The organism is Streptomyces sp. NBC_01335, from assembly GCF_035953295.1.
Taxonomy (GTDB): domain Bacteria; phylum Actinomycetota; class Actinomycetes; order Streptomycetales; family Streptomycetaceae; genus Streptomyces.
The window spans coordinates 6,544,834-6,571,354 of sequence record NZ_CP108370.1 but is presented as its reverse complement, the minus strand read 5'-3'; the positions used below and the strand labels follow the sequence as shown (position 1 = coordinate 6,571,354).

Below are 26,521 nucleotides of genomic sequence, written 5' to 3'. Positions count from 1 at the left end.
GCAGAGGTAAGTGTGCCCAGCGGAAGCCAAGCGGAACGGTAAATTCCGTTAAGAGTCGGCGGGTGTCCCCGGGCCGCCCGAGGCCACGTCCGGTACCACCTCAGGGACGGCGGTACCGGGTGAAGAGGAACCCGTCCTCCTCCAGCAGCCCCACCAGGGCGAAGCGTTCCGGCACCGGTACGGACGGGCCGCCCGCGATCCGCTGCGCCTCGCCCGCGGTCAGCACCGGCGAGACGGTCAGGCAGAGCTCGTCGAGGACGCCCGCGGCGACGAACTGGCCGAGCAGCCGGGGCCCGCCCTCCGTCAGCTGCCGGGTCAGGCCGAGGGCGGCCAGTTCCCGGACGGCTCGCGCGGGGTCGACCCGGGTGCCCTCACCGGCGACCACCACCCGGGCCCCGGCCTTGCCCGCCGCGGCGACCCGCTCGGCCGGCGCGGCCGAGCCGGTGAGCACCAGGGTCGGGACCAGCGGCTCGGTGTAGAGCGGAGCCGAGAAGTCCAGGTCGAGGCTTCCGCTGACCACGGCGACGGCGGGCGCGGGCGACTGGCCGGCCGCCGCCCGCCGCGCGGCGAACACCTCGCGGGCGCGGGCAGGCCGGTACCCCTCCGTACGTACCGTCCCGGCGCCGGCGATCACGACGTCGGCGAGGCCCCGCAGGGTGCCGAAGATCCGCATGTCCGAGGGGGACGAGATGGCCTGCGAGCGGCCGTCGTGCTGGGCGGCGCCGTCCAGGGTGGTGACCATGTTGGCGCGCAGCCAGGGACCCGGACCGGCCGGGTAGGCGTACGCCGCGGCCAGCTCGTCGAAACTCCACTCGCGGTCGCCGGCACCGGTCGCGGTGGGGGCGGCGGTGACTGTCAGGTCCGTCACAGGGAACAGGCTTCGCATGTCAGGCAGTGTGGCACGGCCCTTAAGGTGGACCGTTGTGTCGTCCTCCACCACCGCTCCGGGGGCAGATTCCCTCTCCGGCGCGGCTCCGCTGTCCTTGTGCGCCCGCCGGCCGCACGTCCCCGCCGATCGCCTGGTCGCCGAGATGGTGCCGCCGCCGCGTTTCGATTCGGTGCGTTTCGCCACGTACGTCCCCGATCCGACCCAGCCGAGCCAGAGCGAGGCCGTCACGGTGCTCAGCTCCTTCGCCGCCGGTCTCGGCGGGGCGTACGCGTCGGGCGAGGGCAGGCGGAGGTGGTTCGCGAAGAAGCCCGCCGCCCCGGCCGGTCCGCGCGGGGTCTACCTCGACGGCGGGTACGGCGTCGGCAAGACCCACCTGCTCGCCTCCCTCTGGCACGCCGCCCCCGCCGAACCGGCGCTGAAGGCGTTCGGCACGTTCGTGGAGCTGACGAACCTCGTCGGCGCGCTGGGTTTCCAGCAGACCGTGAAGACCCTGAGCGGGCACCGGCTGCTCTGCATCGACGAGTTCGAGCTCGACGACCCGGGTGACACCGTGCTGGTCTCCTCGCTGCTCAGCAGGCTGGTGGAGGCGGGGGTCGCGCTGGCGGCGACCTCCAACACGCTGCCGGGCAAGCTCGGTGAGGGCCGGTTCGCCGCCGCCGACTTCCTCCGCGAGATCCAGGGGCTCTCCGCGCACTTCCGCCCGCTGCGGATCGACGGCCAGGACTACCGGCACCGGGGCCTGCCCGAGGCCCCGCCGCCGTTCGACGACGAGCAGGTCACCAGGGCCGCGTACGCCACCGCCGGCGCCTCCCTCGACGACTTCCCCGCGCTCCTCGGTCACCTGGCCGAGGTGCACCCCAGCCGGTACGGGGCGATGACGGACGGGGTGAGCGCGGTCTGCCTCACCGGTGTGGTGCCGGTGCCCGACCAGTCGACGGCGTTGCGCCTGGTGGTGCTCGCCGACCGGCTGTACGACCGTGAGATCCCGGTTCTCGCCTCGGGCATACCCTTCGACCGGCTGTTCAGTGAGGAGATGCTGAACGGCGGGTACCGGAAGAAGTACTTCCGGGCCATCTCCCGGCTGACGGCACTGGCCCGGGACGCAAAGGGGCTGGTGGCGCAGTAGGTTCGTGGGGGTGACGGCGCGACTCCTCCGGGTGGCCGCGTCGTTCACCGGTTCCGCGGCACATGAGGTGCCGTGGTCCCGCGCGACCGCGCACACCGTTTTTCCGAAGGGATTCACCATGGCTACCACGCGTCAGGCGCACACGGTCTGGGAAGGCAACCTGCTGGAGGGCAAGGGTCTCGTCACCCTCGACTCGTCCGGTGTCGGCGAGTTCCCCGTCTCCTGGCCCTCGCGCGCCGAGCAGGCCAACGGCAAGACCAGCCCGGAGGAGCTCATCGCCGCCGCGCACTCCAGCTGCTTCTCGATGGCCCTGTCCAACGGTCTGGCCGGCGCGGGCACCCCGCCCACCAGCCTGAACACCAAGGCCGAGGTGACGTTCCAGCCCGGCACCGGCATCACCGGCATCCACCTCACCGTCGAGGGCCAGGTGCCCGGCCTGGACGAGGCGGGCTTCGTCAAGGCCGCCGAGGACGCCAAGGCCAACTGCCCGGTCAGCCAGGCACTGTCCGGTACGACGATCACCCTGACGGCCACCCTCGCCTGACCGTCCGTCCGGTCTCGGGCCACCGCCGCCCCGGTTTCGCCGGGCGGCGGTGGCCCGTTCGGCTGTGGGCGGGGCGGCGGTGGGCGGGGCGGCTGCGGGCCGTGCGGCTGCGGGCGGTCGACGGCCGTCGACGGGTGCGGCCCGCTCCCATGACGGCCCGTCGGGCCACGGGTCGCATTCCGTTGCCCGCCCCTGGCCCCCGGCCCCCGGCCCCGGCCCCCATCTCCGTAACACTCGCGTCATCGCACGGCCGCACGTTCTCAAAGAACGGCTGGCTCAATGCACTCCAACGCAGCGACCTGCACAGGAGGGCATGACATGGGCGTATCAGATCCCGCACCGGATCCCGCACCGGTTCCGCCGAGGGAACGGGACGTCCATCCGGTCGACCGGCGCCCCTCCCCGGGCAGGCTCGCCGCGTTCGGTTTCCAGCACGTGCTCGTCATGTACACCGGCTGCGTGACCGTGCCGCTGGTCTTCGGCGGCGCCGCCGGGCTCGACATCTCGACCATCGGCCTGCTGATCAACGCGGACCTGCTGGTCGCCGGCGTGATCACGCTGATCCAGTCCCTCGGCATCGGCAAGGTGCTCGGCGTACGGCTGCCGGTCGTCACGGGCGCCACGTTCGCGTCGGTGACACCGATGATCCTGATCCAGGGCGAGTACGGCATGCGGGCCGTGTACGGATCGATGCTGGCGGCCGGACTCTTCGGGCTGCTGATGGCCGTGCCGTTCGCACGGCTGGTCCGCTACTTCCCGCCCCTCGTCAGCGGCGTGGTCATCACCGTCATCGGCCTCTCGCTGATCGGCGTGGCCGCCGGACTGATCACCGGCAACGACCCGAAGGCCGCCGACTACGCGTCGGGCACCCGGCTCGCTCTGGCCGCCGGGGTGATCGTCTTCATCGTGCTCTTCAGCCGCTTCGTCAAGGGGTTCGCCGGGCAGATAGGCATCCTGATCGCCCTCGTCGTCGGCACGGCCGTCGCCTTCCCCCTGGACCTCACCGACTTCTCCGGCGTCTCGGACGCGGACTGGCTGGGGCTGGCGACACCGTTCCACTTCGGCTCCCCGGAGTTCCCGGTCTCCGCCGTGGTCTCGATGTGCGTGGTGATGCTGGTGATCTTCACCGAGTCGACCGCGACCATGCTGGCGGTGGGCGAGGCGACCGGGCGTCCCCTGACGGACAAGGACCTGGCGCGCGGCCTCGCGGCGGACGGGCTGTCGGGCGTGCTCGGCGGCGCGATGAACTCCTTCCCGGACACCCTCTTCTCACAGAACGTCGGGCTCATCCGCCTCACCCGGGTCTCCAGCCGGTACGTCACGGCGGTCGCGGGCGGCATCCTGGTCGCGCTCGGCCTGGTCCCCAGGCTCGGCGAATTCGTCGCCGCGCTGCCCGGCCCCGTCGTGGGAGCCGCCGCCCTGGTGCTGTTCGCCACGGTGACCATGGTCGGCGTGAACACCCTGCGCCGGGTGGACCTGGACCGGGGGCAGAATCTGACGATCGCGGCGGTGGCGCTGGGGATCGGACTGCTGCCCGAGATGTCCGAGGGCATCTACGCGAAGTTCCCCTCCTGGGTCCAGATCGTGTTCGGCAGCGGCATCACGGCGGCAGCGTTCACGGCCTTCTTGCTGAACCTGCTGTTCCACCACACGCCCTGGGGACGTGAGCCCGAAGCCGAAGGCGAGATCCCCTCCGCCGCGACGGAGAACGAGCCGGTCCCGGATCCGAAGGGGGCCGCGTCGGTGCCGGAGGGGGCCGCGTCGGCCGATCGGGGCGCACCGAGCGCCGCGCAGACCACCTGACCCATATAAATCATATTGTCCGATATTTTCCGTGCGTGAAAACCTCACCACGGAAAGTCTCAGCACGGAGAATCCCACCTCCGGCCGGCCTTGCCTGTCTCGCCGGCCTGGCGGTTCTGAGTGGGGTGCTCGCCGGATGCGGCAGTCCGGGCGGGCACCCCACCCCCGCGCGGCCACAGCACGGCGCCACCCCCTCAGCGTTCGCGAGCCCGGCCCCGCCCGCCGGGCCGCCCACCCTCGCTCCGGGCCCCGAGGGCCGCACCCCGGTCTTCGAACGTCAACCGAAGGAACGGGCCCTGACGGGCGAGAAGGTCGTGGCGCTCACCTTCGACGCCGACATGACCGCCGACGAGGGCGACCGGGCAGCGGCGGGCGAATCGTTCGACAACCCGCCGCTGATCTCGCTGCTGCGCCGCCTCAAAGTCGAGTCGACCGTCTTCATGACCGGCCGCTGGGCGGAGGAGTACCCGGACGAGGCCCGGGCGATCGGCACCGACCCGACGTTCGAGATCGCCAACCACTCGTACAGCCACTACGCCTTCACCTCCCCCTGCTACGGCCTGCCGACCGTGGCGAAGGAGGACATGAAGGACGAGGTGGAGCGCGCGTTCGCCGCCTTCCGCAAGGCGGGGGCGCGCAACGTCGTCCCGTACTTCCGTTTCCCCGGCGGCTGTTACGACGACGAGGCGCTGCGCGCGCTGGCCCCCGAGAAGGTGACGGCGGTCCAGTGGGACGTGGTCGGTGGCGACGCGTTCGCGACCGACTCGGACGCGGTGGCCCAGCAGGTGCTGGACGGCGTGACTCCCGGCTCGCTGGTGGTCCTGCACTGCACCCGCAGCGCCGCCCCGGCCACGGAGGAGGCGGTACGCCGGATCGTCCCCGAACTCCGGGCGCGCGGCTACCGGTTCGTGAAGGTGTCGGAGCTGATGCGGACGGCGGCCGCCGCGGGAAGCTGACGGGGCGGAGTACGGCCGGCGGGCGGCCGGGTCCGGGTGCTCCCCGGGCCGGGCCGCCCGCGGTTGACCGGTCGGGTCCCGGTCGGCCTGTTCCGGCTCGGCCTGCTCCCGGTCTGCTCCTGCCTGTTCCGGTCTGCTCCCGCCTGCTCCCGCCTGCTCCCGGTCAGCCTGAGCAGGCGGTCCGCCCGGCCTCCTGCCAGGCGCAGACCGGGCAGAGGGTGGCGCCCTTCGTCGACTCCGGGTACTCCGTCGGCTTCTGGCAGAGCACGCACGCGGCGTACGGCTCTCCCGCGTCGGCCGGTACGGCGGGCCCGAGGGCCGGGGCGGGGGTCGCACAGTACGTGTCGTCGTCCATGGTGCCCGAGCGTACGACGGCCCCGCGCTCCCCCGCCACGCCCCCTGCCACCGCCCCTGCGGCCCTCCCGCTCAGCTGGACGAGGTCTTCTCCGGCTTCAGCTCGCTCGGACGCACGATGACGAAGCCCTCGCCGTCCAGCCGGAGCTGGACCGCCTCGCCGGAGCCGCCCCGCACCATCGAGCCGAAGCTCTGGGAGCGGTGCAGCGAGGTGGTGAGCTGGGCGCTCCAGCCGACGACCGCGTCCGTGTCGACGCAGACCGGCGCCTGGGGCGTGACGGGTATCACGATCGGGTTGCCGTCGCAGATCAGGCCCAGCTTCCCGTGGCCGCTGAAGACGCTGTTGAAGAGGCCGCCGCCGGTCATCCCGGCGCCCTTCACCGTCTTGATCTCGTACGCGAGCGTGGAGTCGAAGCAGAGGATGTTGCGGCCGTTGATGGTGAGCACGTCGCCCTGCTCGATCTCGACGATGAAACAGTTCTGGGCCTCGTGCGCGAACCACGCCTCGCCCTGCCCCCGGACCGCCATCAGCGGCAGCCCCTCACCGGTGACGGCCCGCTTGAGCATGCCGCCTACCCCCTGGCCCTTCCGCTCGAACTGCAGGTCGCCGCGGAAAGCGATCATCGAGCCCTGGCGGGCGTGCATCTCCCCGTTGACCGCGTACTTGATCGATTTGGCGTTCTGCAGCGTCATACCGGGGACGGTGGCCTGCTGCGCCATGTGTTCGCTGGAAAACAGATCGCTCTTCATGCGCCGCATCCTCGCCCGGAGCAGCCCACGAAGCCAAGGGGCCCACCGCCCGGACGGATACCCGGCCTGGCCGAGGCGCCTGGCAGACTGGTTCCGTGAGCAGCGACGACATCCCCACGACGGCCCCGGCCGCCACCTCCCCGGCTTCCCCGACCCCGACCGCGGCCTCCCCGGCTTCCCCGGCTTCCCCGGCTTCCCCGGTCGAGCCCGCGGAGCCGCTTCCGGCGGACAGCCCGTTCCGGACCGAGCCGACCCCGCGCGACGAGGCGCCGCAGTTCGTGCTGCCGCTGGTGGTGCACATCGAGAAGACCGACCCGCCCGCCCGCACGGACGCGCTCCGGACGGCGGCGCGTGCGGTGCTCACCATCCTGGCCGACGACCGCGCGCTCGGTGAGGGCGAGTGGGCGCAGGCGATGCGGGACTGGCAGGACGCCCGGATACGCAAGGTGGTGCGGCGGGCCCGGGGCGCGGAGTGGCGCAAGGCGTGCACGCTGCCCGGGATCACGGTCACCGGGGACGCCGCCGAGGTGCGCGTCTACCCGCCGGTCCCGCTGGACGGCTGGCCCAAGGAGCTGGCGAAGCTCCAGGTCTCCGGCACGGACCTGGACGACCCCGAGCCGCCGGCCGCCCCGGACACCACCGGCCCCGTCCTCTGGCTCAACCCGGAGCTCGACATGTCCGCGGGCAAGACGATGGCGCAGGCCGGCCACGGTGCCCAGCTCGCCTGGTGGGAGCTGACGGAAACGGAGCGCAAGGCGTGGCAGGAGGCGGGCTTCCCGCTCTCGGTGGCCACCCCGGACGCGGAGACCTGGCGCCGTCTCACCGTGAGCGGCCTGCCCGTGGTGCGGGACGCCGGTTTCACCGAGATCGCTCCGGGCTCCTGCACGGTGATCGCGGACCACCCGGCGCTGCGGGCGCGCGCGGCTGGCTGACCGGGAGGGCGGGCGGGACGCCGGGATCACCGGGATCGCTCCTTCCGGCTGACTGTCGCCGGGAGAGCACTTCCTGAAGGACAAGGGGTGCGGCACAGGGCGGTTCGCCTACGAGCGCAGGAGAACACTCCCGTTGGCGGGTACCGCCGCAGACCAGGCCGGTTCACCTCCGCTCGCGCGGAGAGCACAGAGCCTTGAGGCTATGCGGAATCAGACGGAGCGGTTCACCTCCGCTCGCGCGGAGAGCACCCCGGGCACGAAGATGCCCGGCGGCAAGTCGGCGGTTCACCTCCGCTCGCGCGGAGAGCACCCTTCGCGACCTGCCGTTATCCAACGGCTTTGCAGTTCCTTTGCCGACCTTCGCCGCCCACGTTTTCCGTCCCTCCTGCCGTCACGCGGCAGTGTAAAGCCCACCCCTCACATCGGTAGCCAGTTGGGTCATATGGGGTGGTTGTCGGTGGGCGGTGCCATCTCTGTGTTCATGCTGAAGCACGACGGCGCGGGCCTCGGGGACTGTGTTCTGGATGTACGTCTGCGAGGGAAGGAGCATGGACTGCCCCGCCCGACCCCGGTGATGTGTCATCTCCCCGACACCGTCGCGGTGTTCCAGGAGGTGTGGGACGTTGCTCTGCGCGAAGAGACCAAGGCTGCCAGGCGTGGTCGGGGAGGTCGTGGCCGGGGAGGGAGAGTGCCAGGAAGTCCCCGGCGAGGCGGTCGGGGCAGAGGCTCCAGCACGGTGCTGGGGGCGCCGGGTAGGTAGCAGTACGCGTGATCGGTGAGCAGGCGGTCCGCGTCGGCACCGAGCCCGGCCGTCGTGAGCGCCCTCTTCGCATCCCGGTAGGCAAGCGGTCCGGTGAGCGCCGCGACGAACACGGCGCGGGAGATCTCCGCCGTGGTGGTGCCGAGGTCTGCTGCTGGCCGGAGTGCAACACCCGTCCCTGGTGGGCGGCGTGTCATGGTCGCGGTAGACGATGACCCTGCTGCAGGCCCCCTGCGCCCCGACGGCGAATCCGCCGTCGCGCGCCTCGATGCGCTGGACCCCCTGCTGCTGGACCGGCGGAAGCTGCTGCCGGACCGTCTCCACGAGCGTCTGCAGCTCGGCCTCCGCGACCGGATGATCGCGCATCAGGTCCTCAAGGTCCGCGCGCCGGCTGACGATCTTCCGCACCCGCAGGCCCGACAGCACGCAAAGGCTTCCCGCGAAGCGCCGGGCAGCTCGCTGCGGAGGAAGGCGCCACACACTGCTGTCGCCGCGATCAGAACTTCGCGGCCGGCTCCGCCCCCGCCCAAGATCCGTCACAGAGTGGTCACAACAGATGACGTCAGCCGCATACAAGTCGTAACTCCCGTGACACCATGAGGAGTTATGACAGATGAAGAGCGCGGGGGGCACAGCTCGATCCGCGTCGCACTGCTCGGAGACACGGCCGACGACGTCGATGTGGCCGCTCTGAAGAAGTGGCTGGAACGCGAAGTCAGTCTGGAACGCTGGGTCAACGACAACACCATCCGCATCCATGAGCGTCCCAGGACCGTTGACGCCGGCGATGCCGGTGACGCGGGCGTCACCATGGGCGCGGGGATGGACATCGTGCTGGTCCTGATCGGTGCGGTGACGCCCGGACTCTTCGAGAGGGTGCTGGCCGCGACCGAGTCCGGGGTCAAGGCCTGGCGGGAGAACCGCCGATCGGTGGAGCAGGGGACTCCGCCCGTCCCCGAGATCACTCCGCACGCGCCGCCGGACGGCCGCGCGGACACACCGGACCGCGACCCCGAGGCGCCGGACAGCGAGGGCTAACCCGGTGCCACAGCGGTTCGACCCACGGGGGAGGGCGAATCGGGCGCTGCTCGTCGGTGTGCCCGAATACCAGGAGATACAGCCGCGTGATCTGCGAGCCGTGAGCCACAACCTGGCGCAGCTGTCGGAGGTGCTGCGTACGGGGAAGGTCTTCGAGCCGGCCGAGATCACTGTGTGCAGGCCCGAGGGCGTCGACGACTTCACCCGCGCGCTCAACGACGCGGTGCAGTCGGCCGAGGGGCTGTTGCTGTTCTACTTCGCGGGCCACGGCGCCGTCCCCGCGGCCGCGGACGAGCTCTGGCTCCAGATGCGCAACGCGCGCGTCGTCGCCGGCTCCGCCGCCGTGTTCCAGGGGTCCCAGTCGTGGAGCCAGATACTCGGCACCCTGGTGAGCAGCCCGGCCGAGCAGATCGTCGTCATCCTCGACTGCTGCCACGCCGGAAACGCCGCACTGGTCTGGGAGGCCCGCCGCGAGAAGCAGCGCGTCTCCCAGTTGATGAGCGTGCAGGCGAACAACCTGATCAACTCGGGTCCCGGCACTCGGCCCACGCCCTTCACGGAGCAGCTTCTGCGGATACTGAAGGGCGGCGTGGCCGGGCAGGGCGGCGATGTCGGGTTCCACGCGCTCTCCGAAGAGCTCAGGGCGTACATGACCAAGCACTTCAAGACGGAGCGCCCCGAGCCGTGGGAACCGCAGAGCAGGCCCGCGACCTCCGGTGTGGACGTCCTGCTGGCCACCGACCTCCCTCCGGTCGATGAGGACCGGCCGCAGCAGCCCTGGTGGCGCAGAGGACGGGCCGCCGCCGTCGCCGCCGCTGCCGTCGTGGTGCTCCTCGCCGGTGGCATCTGCGTCCTGCCCGGGCTCGGCTCCCCGGTACGCTGCGCGCCGCCCCTGGAACTGAGGCTGCTGACCGATCCCGACATCGAGACGACCGTGCGCAAGGCCGCGACGGCGTACATGGCGTCCGACGCCAACCGTACGGGCGACGGCTGCCGGCGCAGCGGTATCACCACGTACAGCGCGGGCGCCGCCGACGTCGTGGCGGCGTTCCGGGACGACACCGGGGCCTGGCAGCAGCCCGCGACCGGTGACATCAATCCGCAGCGCGACATCGGTGCCCAGCCGGACATCTGGATTCCGGCCGTCTCGGCCGACGTGGAACGGGCGAGCTCCGGGGCCGGTCCGGCCTACGCGTCGATGAGTGACCTCCAGCCGCTGGCATCCTCGCCGATCGTCCTGGCGGTGCCCAAGGGCTTCACGCAGGTCCTGTCGCAGCGTGACGGCCAAAAGCTCGCCGACCTGGTCAAGGGGCTCCGGTCGAAGTATCCCCAGGCGCAGGTGCGCCGGGCCGACCCGGAGTTCGCGGAGGCCGCCCTGCTGGCGTCGAGCGGGCTCTACGCGACGGCGGCCTCGGGCCGGGACGCCGAGAAGGCCGTCGCGTATCCCGGGCCGCCCGCGCCCACCGCGAACGATCTGCTGTGCGACCTGGCCGAGGTGGACGAAGTGGACGACCGTACGGCGGTGCTCGTTCCCGAGCACCTCTTCACGACCGGTGGCGGATGCGAGTCGGGGAGCCGTGCCGAGCGCGTGGCGCAGTACCCGGACGACGTGCCGGGGCTCGACCTCACCTACGTCCGGGTGACCTGGCAGAACGCGCAGCGGGACCGGGACGCCAGGAACGGGGCCGCGGAGGGCTTCAGGAAGTGGCTCGTCGGAAAGGACGGTGCCGGCGTCTTCCGCGGGGACGGCTTCCGGGCGCCCGCGGGCGGAGGCGGTGCGGATGCGACGGCCTGGGCCGTGAAACCCGCCGCGGGCACACGCGCCGACACCGGTCCGCTCGCGGGAGCGGCGAGCGGCGACACCATGGACAGCGCACTCCGCACGTACCGCGGCGCGAACGGCCCGGGCAGCGTGCTGTTCCTGCTGGACAGCTCCGGCTCGATGGGCGACAAGTGGCACGGACCGAGCGGCGCCCCCGGCATCCTGAAGCAGTCGCTGCGTGGCCTCGGCATCAACGACAGGTACGGCGTCTGGGCGGTCCGCGAGAAGGGCGGAGCCTCGCACACGGATCTGCTCGGGTTCGGGCAGCACCGGAACGCGGACGCGGAGTCGACGATCGACAAGCGCGCCAGGGTCGAGGACGTGGAGGCCGATCCGTACAAGGCCCTGAAGGCCGCCTGGACGTTCATGGCGGACCAGGACACCGGCGACCAGCATCCGCGGCTGATCGTCTACCTCACGGACGACGAGGAGAAGGACAAACTGACCGCGGGAGGGCGGCTTGCCGGATTGCTGAAGTCGGCGCGTGAGCGGAAGGTCCCCGTGGTCGTCGTGTCGGTGCAGCAGGGCACGTGCGACCCGGGAAAGCCCAACGAGCTGATCGCGGTGGCCAGCGGAGGACGGTGCCTGGACGCCAACCGGAGCGATCTCGTGCCCGCACTGCAGGACGAGGTCGCCAGGACCGGTTCGGGAGACCAGCAGTGATCACCCCCCTCCCCGGACCCCGGACGGCACCCCGGCGACGCTTCCGCGCACGGACACCGTGGCCTGCCGTGGTTCTCGCACTCTCCCTCCTGGCGGCCGGGTGCACCGGTGGTGGTGACGAGGCCGACGGCGGCGGGCAGGGCGTCGTCCCCACGTCCGACGGCAGCGGGTCCCGCGACATCTTCGTCGCGAGCGGGCGGGACGTCACCGGCAAGGGCGGTGTCCGGCAGCAGTTGATAGACGGCTGGAACGCCGAACAGAGGGCGGCGAACGGCGCGGGCGCCTACCGGGCCCACCTCGTCGAACTGTCGGGTTCGGCCGATCAGCAGCGCAGCCAGCTGCTCGGCGCGCTGCAGTCGGGCAGCGCGGACTACGACGTGGTCAATCTCGACGTCACCTGGGTACCGGAGTTCGCCGCCGCCGGTCTCGTACGAACCCTGAGCGATGACCTGCTCGACGACGACGTGATCGACTCCGTCGCACGCACCGCGCGGTGGAACGGTGACGTCTACTCCGTACCGTTCAACAGCGACGTCGGCCTCCTCTACTACCGGCCCGACTATCTGAGAAAAGTGGACCTGGGATACACCGACCTGCGCGGAAAGGTGAAGACCTGGAGCGATCTGGAGAAAGTGATCAACGACGTCGACAGGGCGGAGATGCCCCCGGAGTACAAGGCCGGCTGGACCACTCAGCTCAAGGACTACGAAGGCCGTACGGTCAACGCCGTCGAGGCGTTCGCGTCGTCCGACGACGACGGAGCCACGCTCACGGACGACGAGGGCCGCTACACGGGGAACAAGGCGAAACTGCTCAGCGGCATCAGCGATCTGCGCACGAGAACCGCCCGCGCGCTGACCCTGACGTACAAGGCGGACGAGGCCGGGTCGCTCGCGGACTTCGCCGCCGGAAAGACGGCCTTCCTGCGTCACTGGCCCTATGCCTACGGTGCGTTGAGCCAGACGTTCGACGAATCCCAGCTCCAGGTCGTCCCCCTGCCGGGCAAGGCGGTACTGGGCGGCCAGAACCTCGCGGTGACGCGCGACTCCCCGCACGCCGGGGCGGCCCAGGACCTCATCCGCTTTCTCACCGGCAAGAACAGCCAGTGCCGCCTGCTGCACGCCGGGTTCGCGGCGACCAGGACGTCCGCGTACAAGGGCAAGCTCACCTGCCCGGAACCCCGGCAGACCGCGACGTCCCCGGCCGGCTCCGGCGAGAGCGCCGACCGCATGCCGCACGACGAGCAGGGCCGGCCCGCCTACGCCTCCGGCACGCTCCTGGACGCCCTCCGCGGCGCCGCGCTGCGTCCGCGGACCCCGTACTACGGCGCCTTCACACAAGCGGTGCGCACCGAGCTCGCGCCGCTCTTCGGCGAAGGACAGCCGAAGAGCAACGAGGAGCTGGCCGAAGATCTCGACGCGGCACTGCGCAGGGCCATGCCCACGGCCGGCTGACGGTGCGCCGTCCCGGCCCTGCCCCGCACGGCCGGCCCGTGGGGAGCGGCAACTCCCGGAGCGGGGGGAACACGAAGCGGTAACTCCCGGAGCGGGGAACACGAAGGCACCTCCGGAGCAGGGAGCACGATCGCGTCACCACCCCCCGCTGTCCCCCGCAACCTCAAATCCTGCTCTGAACGTCTCCCCGTTCGGGTTCGCCGCGTCGCGCCGGGGTCATCACCTCTCCACGGGCGGCGAATCCGGGGGCAGCGGATCAAAGGGAAGCGACCGGATCGCCCGGGAAGGGGGAGCGTCATGAGGCTCGGTGTCGGGATCGGCTGGCGTCCGGAGATCGCGGACGCGGTGGAGGCGCTGGAGGGCGTCGAGTGGGTGGAGGCCGTCGCGGAGAACCTCTGCGCGGACCATCTGCCCGACTCGCTGGTACGGCTCCGGGCGCGGGGCGTCACGGTCGTGCCGCACGGGGTGGCGCTGGGGCTCGGTGGCGCGGAGCGCCCCGATCCGCGGCGGCTGGCGGACCTGGCGGCGCGGGTGGAGCTGCTCGGTGCGCCGCTGGTGACGGAGCACGTCGCGTTCGTACGGGCCGGGGGGCCGGTCACCGGTTCGTCCGCGCTGGAGGCGGGCCACCTGCTCCCCGTACCGAGGACCTGGGACGCCCTGGACGTGCTGTGCGAGAACGTGCGGATCGCCCAGGACGCGCTGCCGGTGCCGCTGGCGCTGGAGAACATCGCGGCGCTGGTCAACTGGCCGGACGAGGAGCTGACGGAGGGGCAGTTCCTGGCCGAGCTGGTCGAGCGGACGGGGGTCCGACTGCTGATCGACGTGGCCAATCTCCACACCAACCACGTCAACCGGGGCGAGGACCCCGCGACGGCGCTGGACGAACTGCCGGTGGAGGCCATCGCGTACGTCCATGTGGCGGGCGGCGTCGAGAAGGACGGCGTCTGGCACGACACGCACGCCCATCCGGTGACGGCCCCGGTGCTGGACGTCCTGGCGGAGCTGCGCTCCCGGGTGGACCCGCCCGGTGTGCTGCTGGAACGCGACGACGACTTCCCGCCCGCCGAGGAGCTGGCCGGCGAACTCGCCATGATCCGCGGGACGTTGGAAGCGGCGCGGCGGACGGTCCGTACGAACACTCCGGCGCGGACGGCGGCGGCCGGGACCGGGGCGACGACGGCCGGGGCACGTGACCCCCTGGCCGGGGCACGTGAACGTCTGGCCGGGGCGCAGAGCGGCCTGCTCGCCTCGCTGGTCGCCGGAGCGCCCGCCCCGGCCGGCTTCGACGCGGATCGGCTGGGCGTACAGAGCCGGGCGCTGGCCGCCAAGCGGGCGGGCATCGTCGCGAAGGTGGCGCCGGAGCTGCCGGAGATCCTCGGAGCCGGGTACCGCGCCGCGTTCCTCCGCTATGCCGAGGGCCGTGCGCCGGCCTCCGGCTACCGCCGTGACGCGCTCGCCTTCGCCGAGTACCTGCTGGTCGCGGGCGAGCCCGCCGACGACGCGGCCCGGCTGCGGCTGACCCACTGGTGGCAGGAGCGTGCGGGGGCACGGCCGCCCCGGCGCACGACCCGGTTCGTCCGTGCGGCGCGGGCCGCGCTCGCCACGTCCACCACCGCACTCAGAGCATCTTCCGGGGGGAACCGATGACCATGAACCTGATCGCCCTGCTGCTGACACTCGGAATCGTGGTCTCCGGCGTCCTGCTCCTCTCGGCGCGCGCCCGGAGCGGCCCGCGGGACGCCGCTTCCGGCGCCGCGGTGTACGACGACCACGAGGCGGCCTTCCTCGGCGGCGGTCCGGCGCGGGTCGTGGACACCGCCCTCACCGCCCTGCACACCGACGGGCGCGTCGTGATCGGCGGACCGGGCATCGTCTCGGTGCTGCGACCGCAGGCCCAGAACCCGGTGGAGCGTGCCGTCCTGCACGAGTCGGCGCTCGCCCCGAACGGGGCGCTGCACCTCCTGCGCCTCGCGGTCATGCACCACCCCGCCGTGCAGGAGATCGGGGACGGGCTGGCGGCCCGGGGCCTGCTGGCCCGGCCGGAGGAGCTCCGCAGACGGCGCCGCTGGGGCGCGATCCAGAGTGTGGTCTCTCTCGTGCTCTTCCCCGTCTCGTTGGTCGCGACCTTCGTCCAGTACGCGACCCTCGACGGCTACTCCGGGATGCCGGTCCCGTTCATCGTCAAGATGCTGCCCGCGATCTTCTTCGGCGGGGTGACCGGTCTGGCGGTGGGGGCGGGGGCCCGGGCGCGGATCACCAAGGCGGGGCTGGCGGCGGTGGGGGCGTACCGTGTGGCCCGCGCCGCGGGCGGATCGCCCGCCCAGCTGGTGGCGGCCTACGGTCTCCGCGCGTCGGCGGACCCGGCGCTGCGGGACCAGTTGACGGCCGCCGCGCGGTACCGGTCGCCCGGCCGGGGCCGCCGGGGCGGGTACTCCCCCGCGCACCACTACGGGGGAGACGCCACGGGCGTGGCGGGCGCCGCGATGGTGCCGGTGGTGTGGTGCGCGGGGACGGGCCCGGGCGGCGGTTGCGGTTCCGGGTCCGGTTCGGGGTCCGGTTCGAGCTGTGGAGCGGTCGGCGGGTCCGGTTGCGGGAGCGGAGGTTCCAGCTGCGGCGGGGGCGGCTCCAGTTGCGGTGGCGGCGGGTCGAGCTGCGGGGGCGGAAGCAGCTCCAGTTGCGGTGGCAGCAGCTCCAGTTGCGGCGGCGGGTCGAGCTGCGGGGGCGGGAGCAGCTGAGCGCGGGGGCGGACCGTCCCCCGTCCGTTCCGAGCCGGTCCCTCAGCTCCCCACGGCCTCCGCGATGCGCCGGGCGGTCTCGTCGGGCGTGAGGCGGGTGGTGTCGACGACCTCGGCCTCGCGGTGCAGCCAGGTGCGGGCCGCCTCGGCGTACGGCTCCAGGTACGTCATCCGGAACTCGGAGGGTCCCATGACGGTGTCGCCCTCGATGCGCCCGCGCAGGGTCTCCTGGTCGGCGTGGAGGACGAAGTGGCGTACGGGGATGGCGTGGCGGGCGAGGCCCGCGCTGATCTCGCGCCAGTACTCCTCGACCAGCACGGTCATCGGCATCACCAGCGTGCCGCCGGTGTAGTCGAGCACGTGGCGGGCGGTCTCGACCACGAGCGGGCGCCACGGCGGCCAGTGCTGGAAGTTGTCCAGCGAGGGCAGCCCGGGCTTGATGTCCATGAGGGTCTCGCCGACCTTCTCGGCGTCGAGTACCCGTGAGTCCGGGATCAGCCGCTGCACGAGGGCGCTGGTCGTCGTCTTGCCCGCACCGTGGGTTCCGTTGAGCCATACGATCATCGGCCCAGGCTACGTCGGCCCACACGGCCGCGGACGGGAAACGACCACCGCGGATGTCCACTTCGCCCCCTCATCCGTGTCCGTATGGTGAACGAACCGGGCCGCCTTCTCCTCCGGTCGCATAGAAATCACACATGGTCTGGTTGATATGTCTGTTGATCGCATGGGCCGCGGCGGCCGTCTCCTGCCTGCGGCTCTGTCTCGCCGCCGCCAGAGCCGCCCAGCCGTCGGCCGCCTCCACCCGGCGGCAGGACCCGGTGCCGTACGACCTGAGCCTGTACGAGACGGCCTTCCTGGCCGGCGGTCCGGAGCGGGTCGCCGATCTGGCGCTGGTCTCCATGCACCTGCGGCGGAGTCTGCTGCTGGCCCACACCGGCTGGGCCACGGTGGTGGACCCCCAGGGCCGGGACGAGGTCGAACGCACCGTGATCCGGGCCATCGGGCCCGGGGGCCAGTCGAGGATCGCGCCGGTGCGGGCCGCCGCCGCGGCGGCCGAGCCGGTACGCGCGCTGGCCGACCGCCTGGTGGCGGCCGGTCTCGCGATGCCGCACGCGCTGCGCGGCGCGACGGCGGCGGCGCTCGGCGAGGTCAAGCGCACGGCGGTGCTGATCGTGGTGCTGGCGCTGGCCTCCGTGACTCTCCCGGGCCGGTCGCTCTCGCCCGGTGGACCGGCGATCGTCTGGTTCGCGCTGCCGCTGGTGCTCGTGGTGGGCTGCCTGCTGATCGTGCGGATCGAGAACCATCCGTACAGCCCGTGGGCCTCCCCCGCCGGGCAGCTGTGGCTCGACTCGCTGAGGGCGTCCGGCCCCGGGCGCGGCACTCACCGCCACCTGTTGGCCGCCGTCGCCGTGCGCGGCCTGCGCGCCGTGCAGGACCCGCTGCTCCGCGCCGCGCTGACGGGCCGTCGTACGGGAGGTCCCGGGCACGCTTGCTGACACCGGGTGCGCCGGTCCGTCACGCGGGACACGCTTCCGCACGCCGTCCGGCGGTCCTTTACTCCACCACCGCGTACGCCCGACGATCCTCTTCCCCGCAGGACGGCTCGCGGGCAAGGACGAAGGGACCGACCGGTGAGAGTATGCACGCGGTACGCGACGGCCGGGGCTCTGGTCCTCGCCTCGCTGCCCGCCGCCACATCCGCCACGGCCGCACCCGCGGTCGCCGGGGCGGTGGCCCGGGCGGACGTCACGGTGCCCGAGGCCTGGGGGACGGTGATCGCCGCCGGGCGGGCGGGGAAGCGGGGGATCGCCTTCGGCGACTGCCCGGAGAGCGAGATGCTGCCCGAGTCGCTGCGGTGCGGGACCTTCACCGTGCCGGTCGACTACGCGCGCCCCTTCGGGCCGCAGATCGAACTCGCCGTCAGCCGGCGGGCCGCCACCGGCGACGCGGCCGAGCGCCAGGGCGCGCTGGTCTACGACCCGGGCGGCCCGGGGGCCGCGAGCATCACGTTCCCGCTGGTCGGCGAGTGGGCGGCCTGGCGGAAGACGGCCCGCGCCTACGACCTGGTCGGCTACGCCCCGCGCGGCGTCGCCCCGTCGCCCGCGCTCTCCTGCCGCCGCCCCGAGGAGGCGGCCGGGACGCCCACGGACGCGCCGCAACAGCCCTCGTACGCGTACAAACGGGAGCGGATCGTCCTCGCGAGGGCCTACACCGACGGGTGCGTGCGCGCCGCCGGTCCGGCGCTGCGCCACTACTCCTCCCTGGACGGCGCCCGCGACCTGGACGTGCTGCGGGCCGCGCTGGGCGAGCCGCGGCTGACCTTCATGGGCACGGACCAGGGCGCGTACGTCGGGGCGCTGTACGCGACGCTGTTCCCCTCGCACGTGCGCCGGATGGTCTTCGACTCGCCGCTCGACCCGGACGCCCGGCGGGTCGGCTACCGGGCGGGGCTGGCCCGCTCGCGGGCCCTGGAGGCCCGCTTCGGGGACTTCCTGTCCTGGGTCGCCCGCCACGACGACGTGTACGGGCTGGGCACGAGCGCCGACGCGGTGCGCGACCGGTACGACCGCCTGCGGGCCGAGGTGTCGCGGAACCCGGCGGGCGGCACGGTCGGGGCCGCCCAGCTCCAGGCGGCCTTCCTGAACGCCGCCTCCTACGACGACTACTGGGCGATGCGGGCGTCGGCCCTGGCCGCGTACGCGAAGGGCGACCCGGAGCCGCTGGTCACGCAGGCGTCCCCCCGGCCGTACACGGCGAAGGGCGACGAGAACGCCGACGCGGTCCGCACGGCGGTGGAGTGCAACGACGGGGTGTGGCCCGCCGACTGGCGCGTCTGGGACCGGGACCACACCCGGGCGGCCCTCCGGGCCCCGTTCGCCGCCTGGGCGGGCGCCTGGGCGAACCTGCCGTGCGCCTCCTGGCCGCGGCCCCGGCACGACCCGCCCGACGTACGGACCGGGCGCGGCCAACTCCCGCCGGTGCTGGTCCTGGCGGCGGAGCGCGACGGGGTGACGCCGTACGCGGGCGCGGTGGAGCTGCGGCGGCGGCTGGGCGGGGCGGTGCTGGTCACCGAGCGGGACGCGGGCTCGCACGGCATCGGCGGCGCCGACAACGCGTGCGTCAACGCCCACCTGGAGACGTACCTGCTGACGGGCCGGGTGCCCGCGCGGGACGCCGAGTGCGCCCCGCACCGCGAGCCGAACGCGCTCTCGCTGAACCGGGCGATCCCCCGGGGCACCGGACCGCAGCGCATCCTGCGGGGCGACCCGGCCCCCTGACGGTCACGCACCGGACGGCGGCTCAGCCGGAGTGCGCCATCTCGGCGGCGTACGGCGGCTGGGCACCCGCCACCGCACAGGTGCGCGCGGCCACCGCGGCGGCGAACTCCGTCGCGGCCCGCAGCGCGGGTGCGGTCAGGCCGTCCAGCCGGCCGCCCAGCAGCCCGTCCGCCGCGAGGCGGTGCAGCAGCCCGGCCGTGAAGGCGTCCCCGGCGCCGATCGTGTCGACCACGTCCACCGCGGGCGCGGACACCCGGACGTCGAGGCCGCGGGTGCGGGCGAGTGCCCCGTCGCCGCCGAGGGTCACCACCGCGAGCCCGGCGCCCGCCGCGAGCAACCGGTCGGCGGCCTCGTCCGGCCCGGTCCCCGGCATCAGCAGCTCCACGTCGTCGGCGCTGACGCGGACGATGTCGGCCAGCGCGCACCAGTGCGGCAGCCGGGAGCGCAGCCGCTCCACGTCGACCAGAGTGGGGCGCACATTGGGGTCGACGCAGACGGTGGCGGTGTGCCGGGCGTGTTCGAGGGCGGCTTCGATCGCGGCGGCGCCCGGCGGGAGCGCGAGGGCGAGGCTGCCGGTGTGGACGCAGGCGGAGGGCGGTTCGGCCGCGAGGGCCGCGGTGAGCTCGGCGGGGGTCCACTGCCAGTCCGCGGTGGCCTCGGCGTAGAAGTCGTAGGAGGCGCCGCCGTTCTCGTCGATCCGGGCGAGGGCGAGGGTCGCGGGGCGGGCGCTGGTGACCGAGGCGGCGAGGTCGACGCCGGAGGAGGCGAGCCGCTCGCGCAGCAGGGTGCCGAGCGGGCCCTTCGAGAGGCGGCCGGCGAAACGCGTGGGGGTGCCGAGCCGGGCGAGCGCGACGGCGGTGTTGGCGGGGCCGCCGCCCGCGTGGACGGTCAGCGGGGTCGATCCGTCCGGCGCTGTCGTCCCGAGGAAGGCGTCGGCGACGGCCTCACCGATGACGGTGACGGGCGGAAGGGACGGAACGGGAGGAGGCGTCATGACCGGGCCTCGGACTTTCTTCTGGGGCGGCCCGGGAGGCGGTCGCGCCGCCGCGCCCCGGAACCTCGCGGAGAGATACGGACGCGGGCCCTGGGTCCCGGGGCGTGCGGGGTCACGAGGACCACGCACGCCCCGGAAGGACGCCGGTGCGGCACGCAGGCTGCGAGCCGCACCCGGAGCCGGACCCGGTGTCGCTGGAGCGGCTGTCCGTGACGCTGGACGCGTCCGGACGCCGTCTGATCTTCCGGGTCGGGGGTGGCCGGGAAACGCCGGCATTGCGAGTCGGGCCACCAGGTGTGCGGGTGGTCGGCGGTCTTCCGGGAGGGCCCCCGGGAGAACGCCGACCAGAGGACCCTACGCGAGACCCGCGACGAGGTCGGCGACCGCCTTGCGGCGACCGGTGTAGAACGGCACCTCTTCGCGCACGTGCATCCGTGCCTCGGAGGCCCGCAGGTGGCGCATCAGGTCGACGATGCGGTAGAGCTCGTCGGCCTCGAAGGCGAGGAGCCACTCGTAGTCGCCGAGCGAGAACGACGCCACGGTGTTGGCGCGGACGTCCGGGAAGCCGCGGGCCATCTTGCCGTGGTCGGCGAGCATCCGGCGACGGTCCTCGTCGGGCAGCAGGTACCAGTCGTAGCTGCGCACGAACGGGTAGACGCTGACGTAGTCGCGCGGCGTCTCGTCGGCCAGGAAGGCCGGGATGTGCGACTTGTTGAACTCGGCGGGGCGGTGCAGCGCCATGTTCGACCAGACCGGCTCCAGCGCGCGGCCCAGCTTGGTGCGCCGGAAGAGGTTGTACGCCTCCTGGAGCTCGTCCGAGGTCTCGGCGTGCCACCAGATCATCAGGTCGGCGTCGGCGCGCAGACCGGAGAGGTCGTAGGTGCCCCGGACGGTGATGTCCTTGGCGGCGAGCTGGTCGAACAGCTCCTGGACCTCGTCGGCGTAGCCCGCGCGGTCGTCCGGCAGCACGTCGCGCAGCTTGAAGACGGACCACAGGGTGTAGCGGATGACCTCGTTGAGGTCCTTGGCCTTCTTGCCGGCGTTCGGGATCTTCTCAGGCGCACTCATACGGCTATTGTCCCGCCTCGTCTTCCGTGCCCCGAACCAGGGTCGGCGTGGCGATGATCTCCCTCGCGATCTTTCCCGCGACCTTCCCGGTGATCTTCTCCGTGAGCTCCCGCGCCGTGCCCGTGACGGCGACCCCCGTCACGGCCGGCCCGTCAGCTCGGCCGCGATCTCGTCGGCGGCGCGCTGGGCACTCCCGACGCAGGCGGGGATGCCGACGCCGTCGTAGACCGCGCCGCAGATCCGCAGGGCGGGCAGCTTCGCGACCTCGCCCCGGACGCGGTCGACCTTGGCGAGGTGGCCGACCGGGTACTGCGGGAGTCCGCCGATCCACCGGGTGACCGTGGTGCCGACCGGCGCGGCGGTGAGGCCGGTGGCGGCGGCGAGGTCGGTGCGGGAGACCGAGGCGAGCTCGTCGTCCTCGCGGTGCAGGTGGTCCTCGTCGCCGTACCGGCCGACCGAGGTACGGAGCACGAAGAGGCCGGGGTCCGCGTCGGCGACCCACTGCCACTTGTTGCTGGAGAAGGTGGCGGCCTTGATCGTGCGGCCGTCGACCGGGGGCACCAGGAAGCCGGAGCGCCCGCGCAGCGCCTCCACCGCGTCGGTGTCCTCGCGGCGGAACGCCATGGTGATCAGGGCCATCGAGGCGTACTCGACGCCCGCCAGCTCGGCGGAGGCCGCCGGGGACTCGGCGGCCAGCAGGGTGGAGGCGGACCAGGCGGGGGTGGCGAGGACGATGCCGTCGGCGGTGATCACCCGGGTCTCCGTACGGACGTCCCAGCCGGCCTCGGTACGCGACAGGCCGAGCACCGGGGTCGCGGTGAGGATTTCGCCGCCCTGGGCCCGTACGGTGTCGGCCACCGCGTCCGGGAGGGTGCCGAGGCCGCCCGCGATGCCCTGGAAGACGGGCCCGCCCGCCTGCTGGGCCGCGGCCCGCTCCTGGACCCGGCGCACCCCGTCGAGCAGCGGGCCGCCCTGCCGGGCGATGTCGAAGAGCTGGGGTACGGCGGCCCGCAGGGAGATCCGGTAGGCGTCGCCCGCGTACACCCCGCCGAGCAGCGGTTCCACGAGGCGGTCGACGACCTCGCGGCCGAGCCGGTCGGCGACGTACGCGCCGACCGCGACGTCGTCTCCGACGGCGGTCGCGGTGAGCTCGCGTTCCTGGCCGATCCGGGCGATGCCCTCGGGCGACAGCACCTCGCGCAGCGCCTCCGGGTCGCCGGGTACGCCCATCACGTGGCCCTTGGGCATCGGGCGGAGCGCGTCGCGGGTCCAGAGGGAGGCGGCGGCCGTGGCGGGCGGCTGGAGGCGGTCGCCGAGTCCGGCGGCGCGGGCCAGGCCGACCGCTTCGGGGCGCCTGGCGAGCATCGACTCGGCGCCGAGGTCGACCTGGACGCCCGCGACCTCGCCGGTCATGAGCTTCCCGCCGAGCCGTGCCGAGGCCTCCAGGAGGGTGACCCGTACCCCACTGCCGAGCAACCGGTGGGCGGCGGCCAGTCCGGCGATCCCTCCGCCGATGACGACGACGTGCGGCGTGGTCGCGTGCGCGTGCTGTTCAGAACCCTGCATGGGTCCACTCTCTCAAACCCGGAACGAGTCCCGACCGTGACTGCTTCGAAACCGCTTCCGGGAAACCTGACGGAGGGCCGGTACGTCCAAGGGCACACATCGACTCACCAGCCTGGGGGGACCAGTCATGCAGTCCACGCAGAGAGCCCGGCGACACCCGGAGCACCCGCGTCCGCGCCTTCGCGCCCGGGGGGCGGGTCTCGCGGCCGGGGCGCTTGTCGTCCTGCTCGCGGTGGCCGGGTGCGGCGCGAACGACGACGGGGGCATGAACGATTCCGCCTCGGACAGCAAGGCGGCCGCCGTGCGGGGCGGGGGCGGCGACGCGGACGTCGCGGCCGACTCGGAGGCATCGGACGACGCGCGCTCCACGACGGGCGGGAGCGCGGGCGGGAAGGCGGACGGCAAGGCGGCGGACAAGGTCACGGCGGCCGCCACCCACGTCATCCGCACCACGGAGATGTCCGTCGAGGTGAAGAGCGTCCCGAAGGCGGTCGCCGCGGCCCGGTCCGCCGCCGAGGGCAGCGGCGGGCTGGTGGAGAGCGAGTCGACCGAACGGGTGGACGACGTCCACGACGCCTCTCACCTCGTTCTGCGTGTCCCGGAGGACCGGTACGAGGACGTGCTGAAGCGGCTGACCGGTGCGGGCAAGCTGCTGTCGCGCACCTCGGAGGCGAAGGACGTCACCGACCAGGTCGTGGACGTGGAGAGCCGAGTCGCGACCCAGCGGGCGAGCGTCGACCGGGTGCGCGCCCTGATGGAGAAGGCGGAACGGATCAGCGATGTCGTCGCTCTGGAAGGAGAGTTGAGCAGCCGTCAGGCGGACCTGGAGTCCCTGCTGGCGCAGCGGGCGAGCCTGGCCGACCGGACCTCGCTGGCGACGATCACCCTGGACCTCGTCGAGCCGGAGACCCCCGCCGCCGGGGACGACGATCCCGGGTTCCGGGACGCGGTGACCGGAGGGTGGGACGCGTTCGTCACGGCGCTGCGCTGGATCGCGATGGCGATCGGTGCCACCGCCCCGTTCCTGGCGGCCGTCGCCCTGGTCCTGGTGGTCTGGCGGCTGGTGGTGCGCCGCCGCCGCGTCCCGGAGGCCGCTGCCCCCGCCGCTCCCGCCGCCTCCACTGTCGCGGACGAGCGGGAGGAGGCGGGCACGACACCCACTCCCTGAGACCGCAGAGGGGAACGCGGGGAAACCCCGGAAACGCCGTTAGCGTGGTCGGTCGGCACACTGCGGCGAAGGGACCTGGCATGACGGAGCGACTGGTGGTCATCGGGGGCGACGCGGCGGGCATGTCCGCCGCGTCGCAGGCCCGCAGGCTGAAGGGGCCCGAGGAGCTGAGCATCGTGGCCTTCGAGCGGGGCCACTTCTCCTCGTACTCCGCCTGCGGCATCCCGTACTGGGTGGGCGGTGACGTGGCCGAGCGCGACGACCTGATCGCCCGTACGCCCGAGGAGCACCGGGCCCGCGGCATCGATCTGCGTACCCGCACCGAGGTGACGGAGATCGATCTCGCGGGCCGCCGTGTGCGGGCGGTGGACCTGGAGACCGGTACCTCGTCCTGGACCGGGTACGACAAGCTGGTGATCGGCACCGGGGCACGGCCGGTGCGCCCGGCGCTGCCCGGCATCGACGCCCCGGGCGTGCACGGGGTGCAGACGCTGGACGACGGCCAGGCGCTTCTGGACTCGCTCGACCGGGTGGGCACCGACCGGCGGCGCGCGGTGGTGGTGGGCGCGGGGTACATCGGCGTCGAGATGGCCGAGGCCATGCTGAACCGGGGTTTCGAGGTGACCGTGCTGAACCGGGGCGAGCAGCCGATGGCCACCCTCGACCCGGACATGGGGCGCCTGGTGCACGGGGCGATGGACGGCCTCGGCATCACGACGGTGAACCGCGCGGCGGTCACGGAGATCCGCACCGGTCCCGACGGCCGGGTGTCCGCGGTGGTGACCGAAGCGGGGACGTACCCGGCGGACGTCGTGGTGCTCGGCATCGGCGTGGAGCCGGAGACCACGCTCGCCCGCGCGGCCGGGCTGCCGCTCGGGCCGCACGGCGGTCTGCTGACGGACCTGTCGATGCGGGTGGTCGGCCACGAGGACGTCTGGGCGGGAGGCGACTGCGTGGAGGTGCTGGACCTGGTGGCGAAGCGCACCCGGCACATCGCGCTCGGCACCCACGCCAACAAGCACGGCCAGGTCATCGGCGCCAACGTCGGCGGCGGTTACGGGACGTTCCCGGGCGTGGTCGGTACGGCGGTGAGCAAGGTCTGCGACCTGGAGATCGCCCGGACCGGGCTGCGGGAGAAGGACGCCCGGGCGGTCGGGCTGCGGTTCGTGACGGCCACGATCGAGTCGACGGGCCGGGCCGGCTACTACCCGGGCGCCGCGCCCATGACGGTGAAGATGCTCGCCGAGTACCGCACCGGCCGGCTGCTGGGCGTGCAGATCGTGGGCCGTGACGGCGCGGCGAAGCGGGTGGACATCGCGGCGGTGGCGCTGACCGCCGGGATGACGGTGGAGGAGATGACCGCCCTCGACCTGGGGTACGCCCCGCCGTTCTCCCCCGTCTGGGACCCGGTCCTGGTGGCCGCCCGCAAGGCGAGCACGGCGGTACGGGCGGCGGGCTCGGCCTGAGCGACGGAAGCCGGGCCGCCCGCTCCGCGCGGGCGGCCCGGTCCGTTCAGCGCGCGGTCTGCTCGTGGACGTAGCCGACGAGCCGGGTGAGGGCGTCCGGGTCCATCGACGGCATGACGCCGTGGCCGAGGTTGAAGATGTGCCCCTCCAGGCCGGAGGCCGCGTCCAGCACCTCGCGGGTCTTCTCCTCGACCGTGGCCGTCGGGGCGAAGAGGACCGCCGGGTCGAGGTTGCCCTGGAGCGCCTTGCCGGGGCCGACGCGGCGGGCGGCCTCGTCCAGGGAGACGCGCCAGTCGACGCCGACGACGTCCGCGCCGGCCTCGCCCATGAGGCCCAGCAGCTCTCCGGTGCCCACGCCGAAGTGGATGCGCGGGACGCCGTAGGAGGCGACCGCGTCGAAGACCTTGGCGGAGGCGGGCAGCACGGAGCGGCGGTAGTCGGCGGGGGACAGTGCGCCGACCCAGGAGTCGAAGACCTGTACGGCCGAGGCGCCCGCCTCGATCTGGACCTTCAGGAAGGCGCCGGTGATCTCCGCGAGCCGGTCCACGAGGTCGGCCCAGAGCTGCGGGTCGCCGTACATCATGGCCTTGGTGTGCTCGTGGTTGCGGGAGGGACCGCCCTCCACGAGGTAGCTGGCGAGCGTGAACGGTGCGCCCGCGAAGCCGATGAGCGGGGTCTCGCCGAGCTCGGCGGTGAGCATGCGGACGGCCTCGGTGACGTACGGGACGTCCTCGGGCGTCAGATCGCGCAGCCGGGCCAGGTCGGCGCGGGTGCGGATCGGGTCGGCGATCACCGGGCCGACGCCGGGCTTGATGTCCAGGTCGATGCCGATGGCCTTGAGCGGGACGACGATGTCGCTGTAGTAGACGGCGGCGTCGACCTTGTGGCGGCGCACGGGCTGCAGCGTGATCTCGGTGACCAGCTCCGGCATCGTGCAGGAGTCGAGCATCGCGATGCCCTCGCGGGCCTTCAGGTACTCCGGCAGCGACCGGCCCGCCTGCCGCATGAACCAGACCGGGGTGTGCGGCACGGGTTCGCGTCGGCACGCCTTCAGGAACGCCGAGTCGTGGGTGGCGGAGGTCGTGGTCAGCTGGCCCGAGGGGCGGTCGTTGGCACTCACGCACAGAATCTTCGCACGAAGCCCCAAGGTGC

The 26,521-nt window shown here is 73.1% G+C and carries 22 protein-coding genes; 14 read left to right on the top strand and 8 right to left on the bottom strand.

Going from position 1 to position 26,521, the window contains the following annotated elements; all coding sequences use genetic code 11:
- Positions 1 to 100 precede the first annotated feature (100 nt).
- A complete protein-coding gene (locus OG599_RS28030) occupies positions 101 to 886 on the bottom strand; it encodes a pyrimidine reductase family protein (protein ID WP_327178743.1) in 786 nt (261 codons plus the stop codon).
- Between the two features lie 37 nt (positions 887 to 923).
- Here OG599_RS28030 and zapE point away from each other — a divergent pair, with 37 nt between their 5' ends.
- The 4 genes from zapE to OG599_RS28010 all read left to right on the top strand — a co-directional run bounded on the left by zapE (position 924) and on the right by OG599_RS28010 (position 5,318).
- The gene (gene zapE / locus OG599_RS28025) at positions 924 to 2,015 is read left to right on the top strand and encodes a cell division protein ZapE (protein WP_327178742.1); all 1,092 of its coding nucleotides are present in this window, start codon (positions 924 to 926) and stop codon (positions 2,013 to 2,015) included.
- Positions 2,016 to 2,133: 118 nt separating this feature from the next.
- Positions 2,134 to 2,559, top strand: a complete 426-nt coding sequence (locus OG599_RS28020) for an OsmC family protein (protein ID WP_327178741.1) — start codon at positions 2,134 to 2,136, stop codon at positions 2,557 to 2,559.
- 318 nt (positions 2,560 to 2,877) lie between these two features.
- Complete coding sequence (locus OG599_RS28015; RefSeq protein WP_327178740.1) at positions 2,878 to 4,362, top strand: nucleobase:cation symporter-2 family protein; 1,485 nt, start codon at positions 2,878 to 2,880, stop codon at positions 4,360 to 4,362.
- A 71-nt stretch (positions 4,363 to 4,433) separates the two neighbouring features.
- Entirely contained in the window at positions 4,434 to 5,318 is an 885-nt protein-coding gene (locus tag OG599_RS28010) for a polysaccharide deacetylase family protein (protein WP_327180213.1), read from the top strand.
- A 163-nt stretch (positions 5,319 to 5,481) separates the two neighbouring features.
- Here the strand turns inward: OG599_RS28010 and OG599_RS28005 are convergent, their stop codons facing one another.
- Positions 5,482 to 5,673: a hypothetical protein gene (locus OG599_RS28005; RefSeq protein WP_327178739.1), complete on the bottom strand. Its 192-nt coding sequence runs from the start codon at positions 5,671 to 5,673 to the stop codon at positions 5,482 to 5,484.
- 71 nt (positions 5,674 to 5,744) lie between these two features.
- Entirely contained in the window at positions 5,745 to 6,422 is a 678-nt protein-coding gene (locus OG599_RS28000) for an AIM24 family protein (protein WP_327178738.1), read from the bottom strand.
- A gap of 95 nt (positions 6,423 to 6,517) precedes the next feature.
- On the opposite strand from OG599_RS28000, the gene OG599_RS27995 reads away from it, so the two are divergent.
- From OG599_RS27995 to OG599_RS27970, 6 genes are all read left to right on the top strand, one after another.
- Positions 6,518 to 7,354: an aminoacyl-tRNA hydrolase gene (locus tag OG599_RS27995; protein ID WP_327178737.1), complete on the top strand. Its 837-nt coding sequence runs from the start codon at positions 6,518 to 6,520 to the stop codon at positions 7,352 to 7,354.
- Positions 7,355 to 8,720: 1,366 nt separating this feature from the next.
- Positions 8,721 to 9,152 (top strand): hypothetical protein, encoded by a 432-nt coding sequence (locus OG599_RS27990; RefSeq protein WP_327178736.1) that lies wholly within the window; start codon positions 8,721 to 8,723, stop codon positions 9,150 to 9,152.
- A gap of 4 nt (positions 9,153 to 9,156) precedes the next feature.
- Entirely contained in the window at positions 9,157 to 11,637 is a 2,481-nt protein-coding gene (locus tag OG599_RS27985) for a VWA domain-containing protein (RefSeq protein WP_327178735.1), read from the top strand.
- 68 nt (positions 11,638 to 11,705) lie between these two features.
- Positions 11,706 to 13,091 (top strand): extracellular solute-binding protein, encoded by a 1,386-nt coding sequence (locus OG599_RS27980; RefSeq protein ID WP_327178734.1) that lies wholly within the window; start codon positions 11,706 to 11,708, stop codon positions 13,089 to 13,091.
- A gap of 297 nt (positions 13,092 to 13,388) precedes the next feature.
- Positions 13,389 to 14,738 (top strand): DUF692 domain-containing protein, encoded by a 1,350-nt coding sequence (locus tag OG599_RS27975; protein ID WP_327178733.1) that lies wholly within the window; start codon positions 13,389 to 13,391, stop codon positions 14,736 to 14,738.
- Positions 14,739 to 14,740: 2 nt separating this feature from the next.
- Positions 14,741 to 15,826 carry a TIGR04222 domain-containing membrane protein gene (locus OG599_RS27970; RefSeq protein ID WP_442809716.1) on the top strand — a complete coding sequence of 362 codons (1,086 nt, stop codon included), beginning with the start codon at positions 14,741 to 14,743 and terminating at the stop codon, positions 15,824 to 15,826.
- A gap of 42 nt (positions 15,827 to 15,868) precedes the next feature.
- Here OG599_RS27970 and OG599_RS27965 read toward each other — a convergent pair whose 3' ends face one another.
- Positions 15,869 to 16,390 (bottom strand): AAA family ATPase, encoded by a 522-nt coding sequence (locus OG599_RS27965; protein WP_327178731.1) that lies wholly within the window; start codon positions 16,388 to 16,390, stop codon positions 15,869 to 15,871.
- A 134-nt stretch (positions 16,391 to 16,524) separates the two neighbouring features.
- Between OG599_RS27965 and OG599_RS27960 the strand changes: the two genes are divergently transcribed.
- The gene (locus tag OG599_RS27960; protein WP_327178730.1) at positions 16,525 to 17,325 is read left to right on the top strand and encodes a TIGR04222 domain-containing membrane protein; all 801 of its coding nucleotides are present in this window, start codon (positions 16,525 to 16,527) and stop codon (positions 17,323 to 17,325) included.
- 135 nt (positions 17,326 to 17,460) lie between these two features.
- Positions 17,461 to 19,107: an alpha/beta hydrolase gene (locus OG599_RS27955; RefSeq protein ID WP_327178729.1), complete on the top strand. Its 1,647-nt coding sequence runs from the start codon at positions 17,461 to 17,463 to the stop codon at positions 19,105 to 19,107.
- A 22-nt stretch (positions 19,108 to 19,129) separates the two neighbouring features.
- Here OG599_RS27955 and OG599_RS27950 read toward each other — a convergent pair whose 3' ends face one another.
- The 3 genes from OG599_RS27950 to hemG form a co-directional block, all read right to left on the bottom strand.
- Complete coding sequence (locus tag OG599_RS27950) at positions 19,130 to 20,101, bottom strand: carbohydrate kinase family protein (RefSeq protein WP_327178728.1); 972 nt, start codon at positions 20,099 to 20,101, stop codon at positions 19,130 to 19,132.
- A 354-nt stretch (positions 20,102 to 20,455) separates the two neighbouring features.
- Entirely contained in the window at positions 20,456 to 21,169 is a 714-nt protein-coding gene (gene hemQ / locus OG599_RS27945; protein WP_327178727.1) for a hydrogen peroxide-dependent heme synthase, read from the bottom strand.
- A 138-nt stretch (positions 21,170 to 21,307) separates the two neighbouring features.
- Positions 21,308 to 22,735, bottom strand: coding sequence for a protoporphyrinogen oxidase (gene hemG / locus OG599_RS27940; protein ID WP_327178726.1), 1,428 nt, complete (start codon positions 22,733 to 22,735; stop codon positions 21,308 to 21,310).
- Between the two features lie 127 nt (positions 22,736 to 22,862).
- Between hemG and OG599_RS27935 the strand changes: the two genes are divergently transcribed.
- Positions 22,863 to 23,903 carry a DUF4349 domain-containing protein gene (locus OG599_RS27935; RefSeq protein WP_327178725.1) on the top strand — a complete coding sequence of 347 codons (1,041 nt, stop codon included), beginning with the start codon at positions 22,863 to 22,865 and terminating at the stop codon, positions 23,901 to 23,903.
- 80 nt (positions 23,904 to 23,983) lie between these two features.
- The gene (locus OG599_RS27930; RefSeq protein WP_327178724.1) at positions 23,984 to 25,369 is read left to right on the top strand and encodes an FAD-dependent oxidoreductase; all 1,386 of its coding nucleotides are present in this window, start codon (positions 23,984 to 23,986) and stop codon (positions 25,367 to 25,369) included.
- Positions 25,370 to 25,415: 46 nt separating this feature from the next.
- Here OG599_RS27930 and hemE read toward each other — a convergent pair whose 3' ends face one another.
- A complete protein-coding gene (gene hemE, locus OG599_RS27925) occupies positions 25,416 to 26,489 on the bottom strand; it encodes a uroporphyrinogen decarboxylase (RefSeq protein WP_327178723.1) in 1,074 nt (357 codons plus the stop codon).
- Positions 26,490 to 26,521: the final 32 nt, after the last annotated feature.

Coding starts and splice junctions, on each gene's coding strand:
- OG599_RS27950 (WP_327178728.1), bottom strand. CDS start 20,101: ATGACGCCTCCTCCCGTTCCGTCCCTTCCGCCCGTCACCGTCATCGGT.
- OG599_RS27975 (WP_327178733.1), top strand. CDS start 13,389: ATGAGGCTCGGTGTCGGGATCGGCTGGCGTCCGGAGATCGCGGACGCG.
- OG599_RS28000 (WP_327178738.1), bottom strand. CDS start 6,422: ATGAAGAGCGATCTGTTTTCCAGCGAACACATGGCGCAGCAGGCCACC.
- OG599_RS28015 (WP_327178740.1), top strand. CDS start 2,878: ATGGGCGTATCAGATCCCGCACCGGATCCCGCACCGGTTCCGCCGAGG.
- OG599_RS28030 (WP_327178743.1), bottom strand. CDS start 886: ATGCGAAGCCTGTTCCCTGTGACGGACCTGACAGTCACCGCCGCCCCC.
- OG599_RS27965 (WP_327178731.1), bottom strand. CDS start 16,390: ATGATCGTATGGCTCAACGGAACCCACGGTGCGGGCAAGACGACGACC.
- OG599_RS27960 (WP_327178730.1), top strand. CDS start 16,525: ATGGTCTGGTTGATATGTCTGTTGATCGCATGGGCCGCGGCGGCCGTC.
- OG599_RS27935 (WP_327178725.1), top strand. CDS start 22,863: ATGCAGTCCACGCAGAGAGCCCGGCGACACCCGGAGCACCCGCGTCCG.
- OG599_RS27990 (WP_327178736.1), top strand. CDS start 8,721: ATGACAGATGAAGAGCGCGGGGGGCACAGCTCGATCCGCGTCGCACTG.
- OG599_RS28005 (WP_327178739.1), bottom strand. CDS start 5,673: ATGGACGACGACACGTACTGTGCGACCCCCGCCCCGGCCCTCGGGCCC.
- OG599_RS27970 (WP_442809716.1), top strand. CDS start 14,741: ATGAACCTGATCGCCCTGCTGCTGACACTCGGAATCGTGGTCTCCGGC.
- OG599_RS27930 (WP_327178724.1), top strand. CDS start 23,984: ATGACGGAGCGACTGGTGGTCATCGGGGGCGACGCGGCGGGCATGTCC.
- OG599_RS28020 (WP_327178741.1), top strand. CDS start 2,134: ATGGCTACCACGCGTCAGGCGCACACGGTCTGGGAAGGCAACCTGCTG.
- hemQ (WP_327178727.1), bottom strand. CDS start 21,169: ATGAGTGCGCCTGAGAAGATCCCGAACGCCGGCAAGAAGGCCAAGGAC.
- hemG (WP_327178726.1), bottom strand. CDS start 22,735: ATGCAGGGTTCTGAACAGCACGCGCACGCGACCACGCCGCACGTCGTC.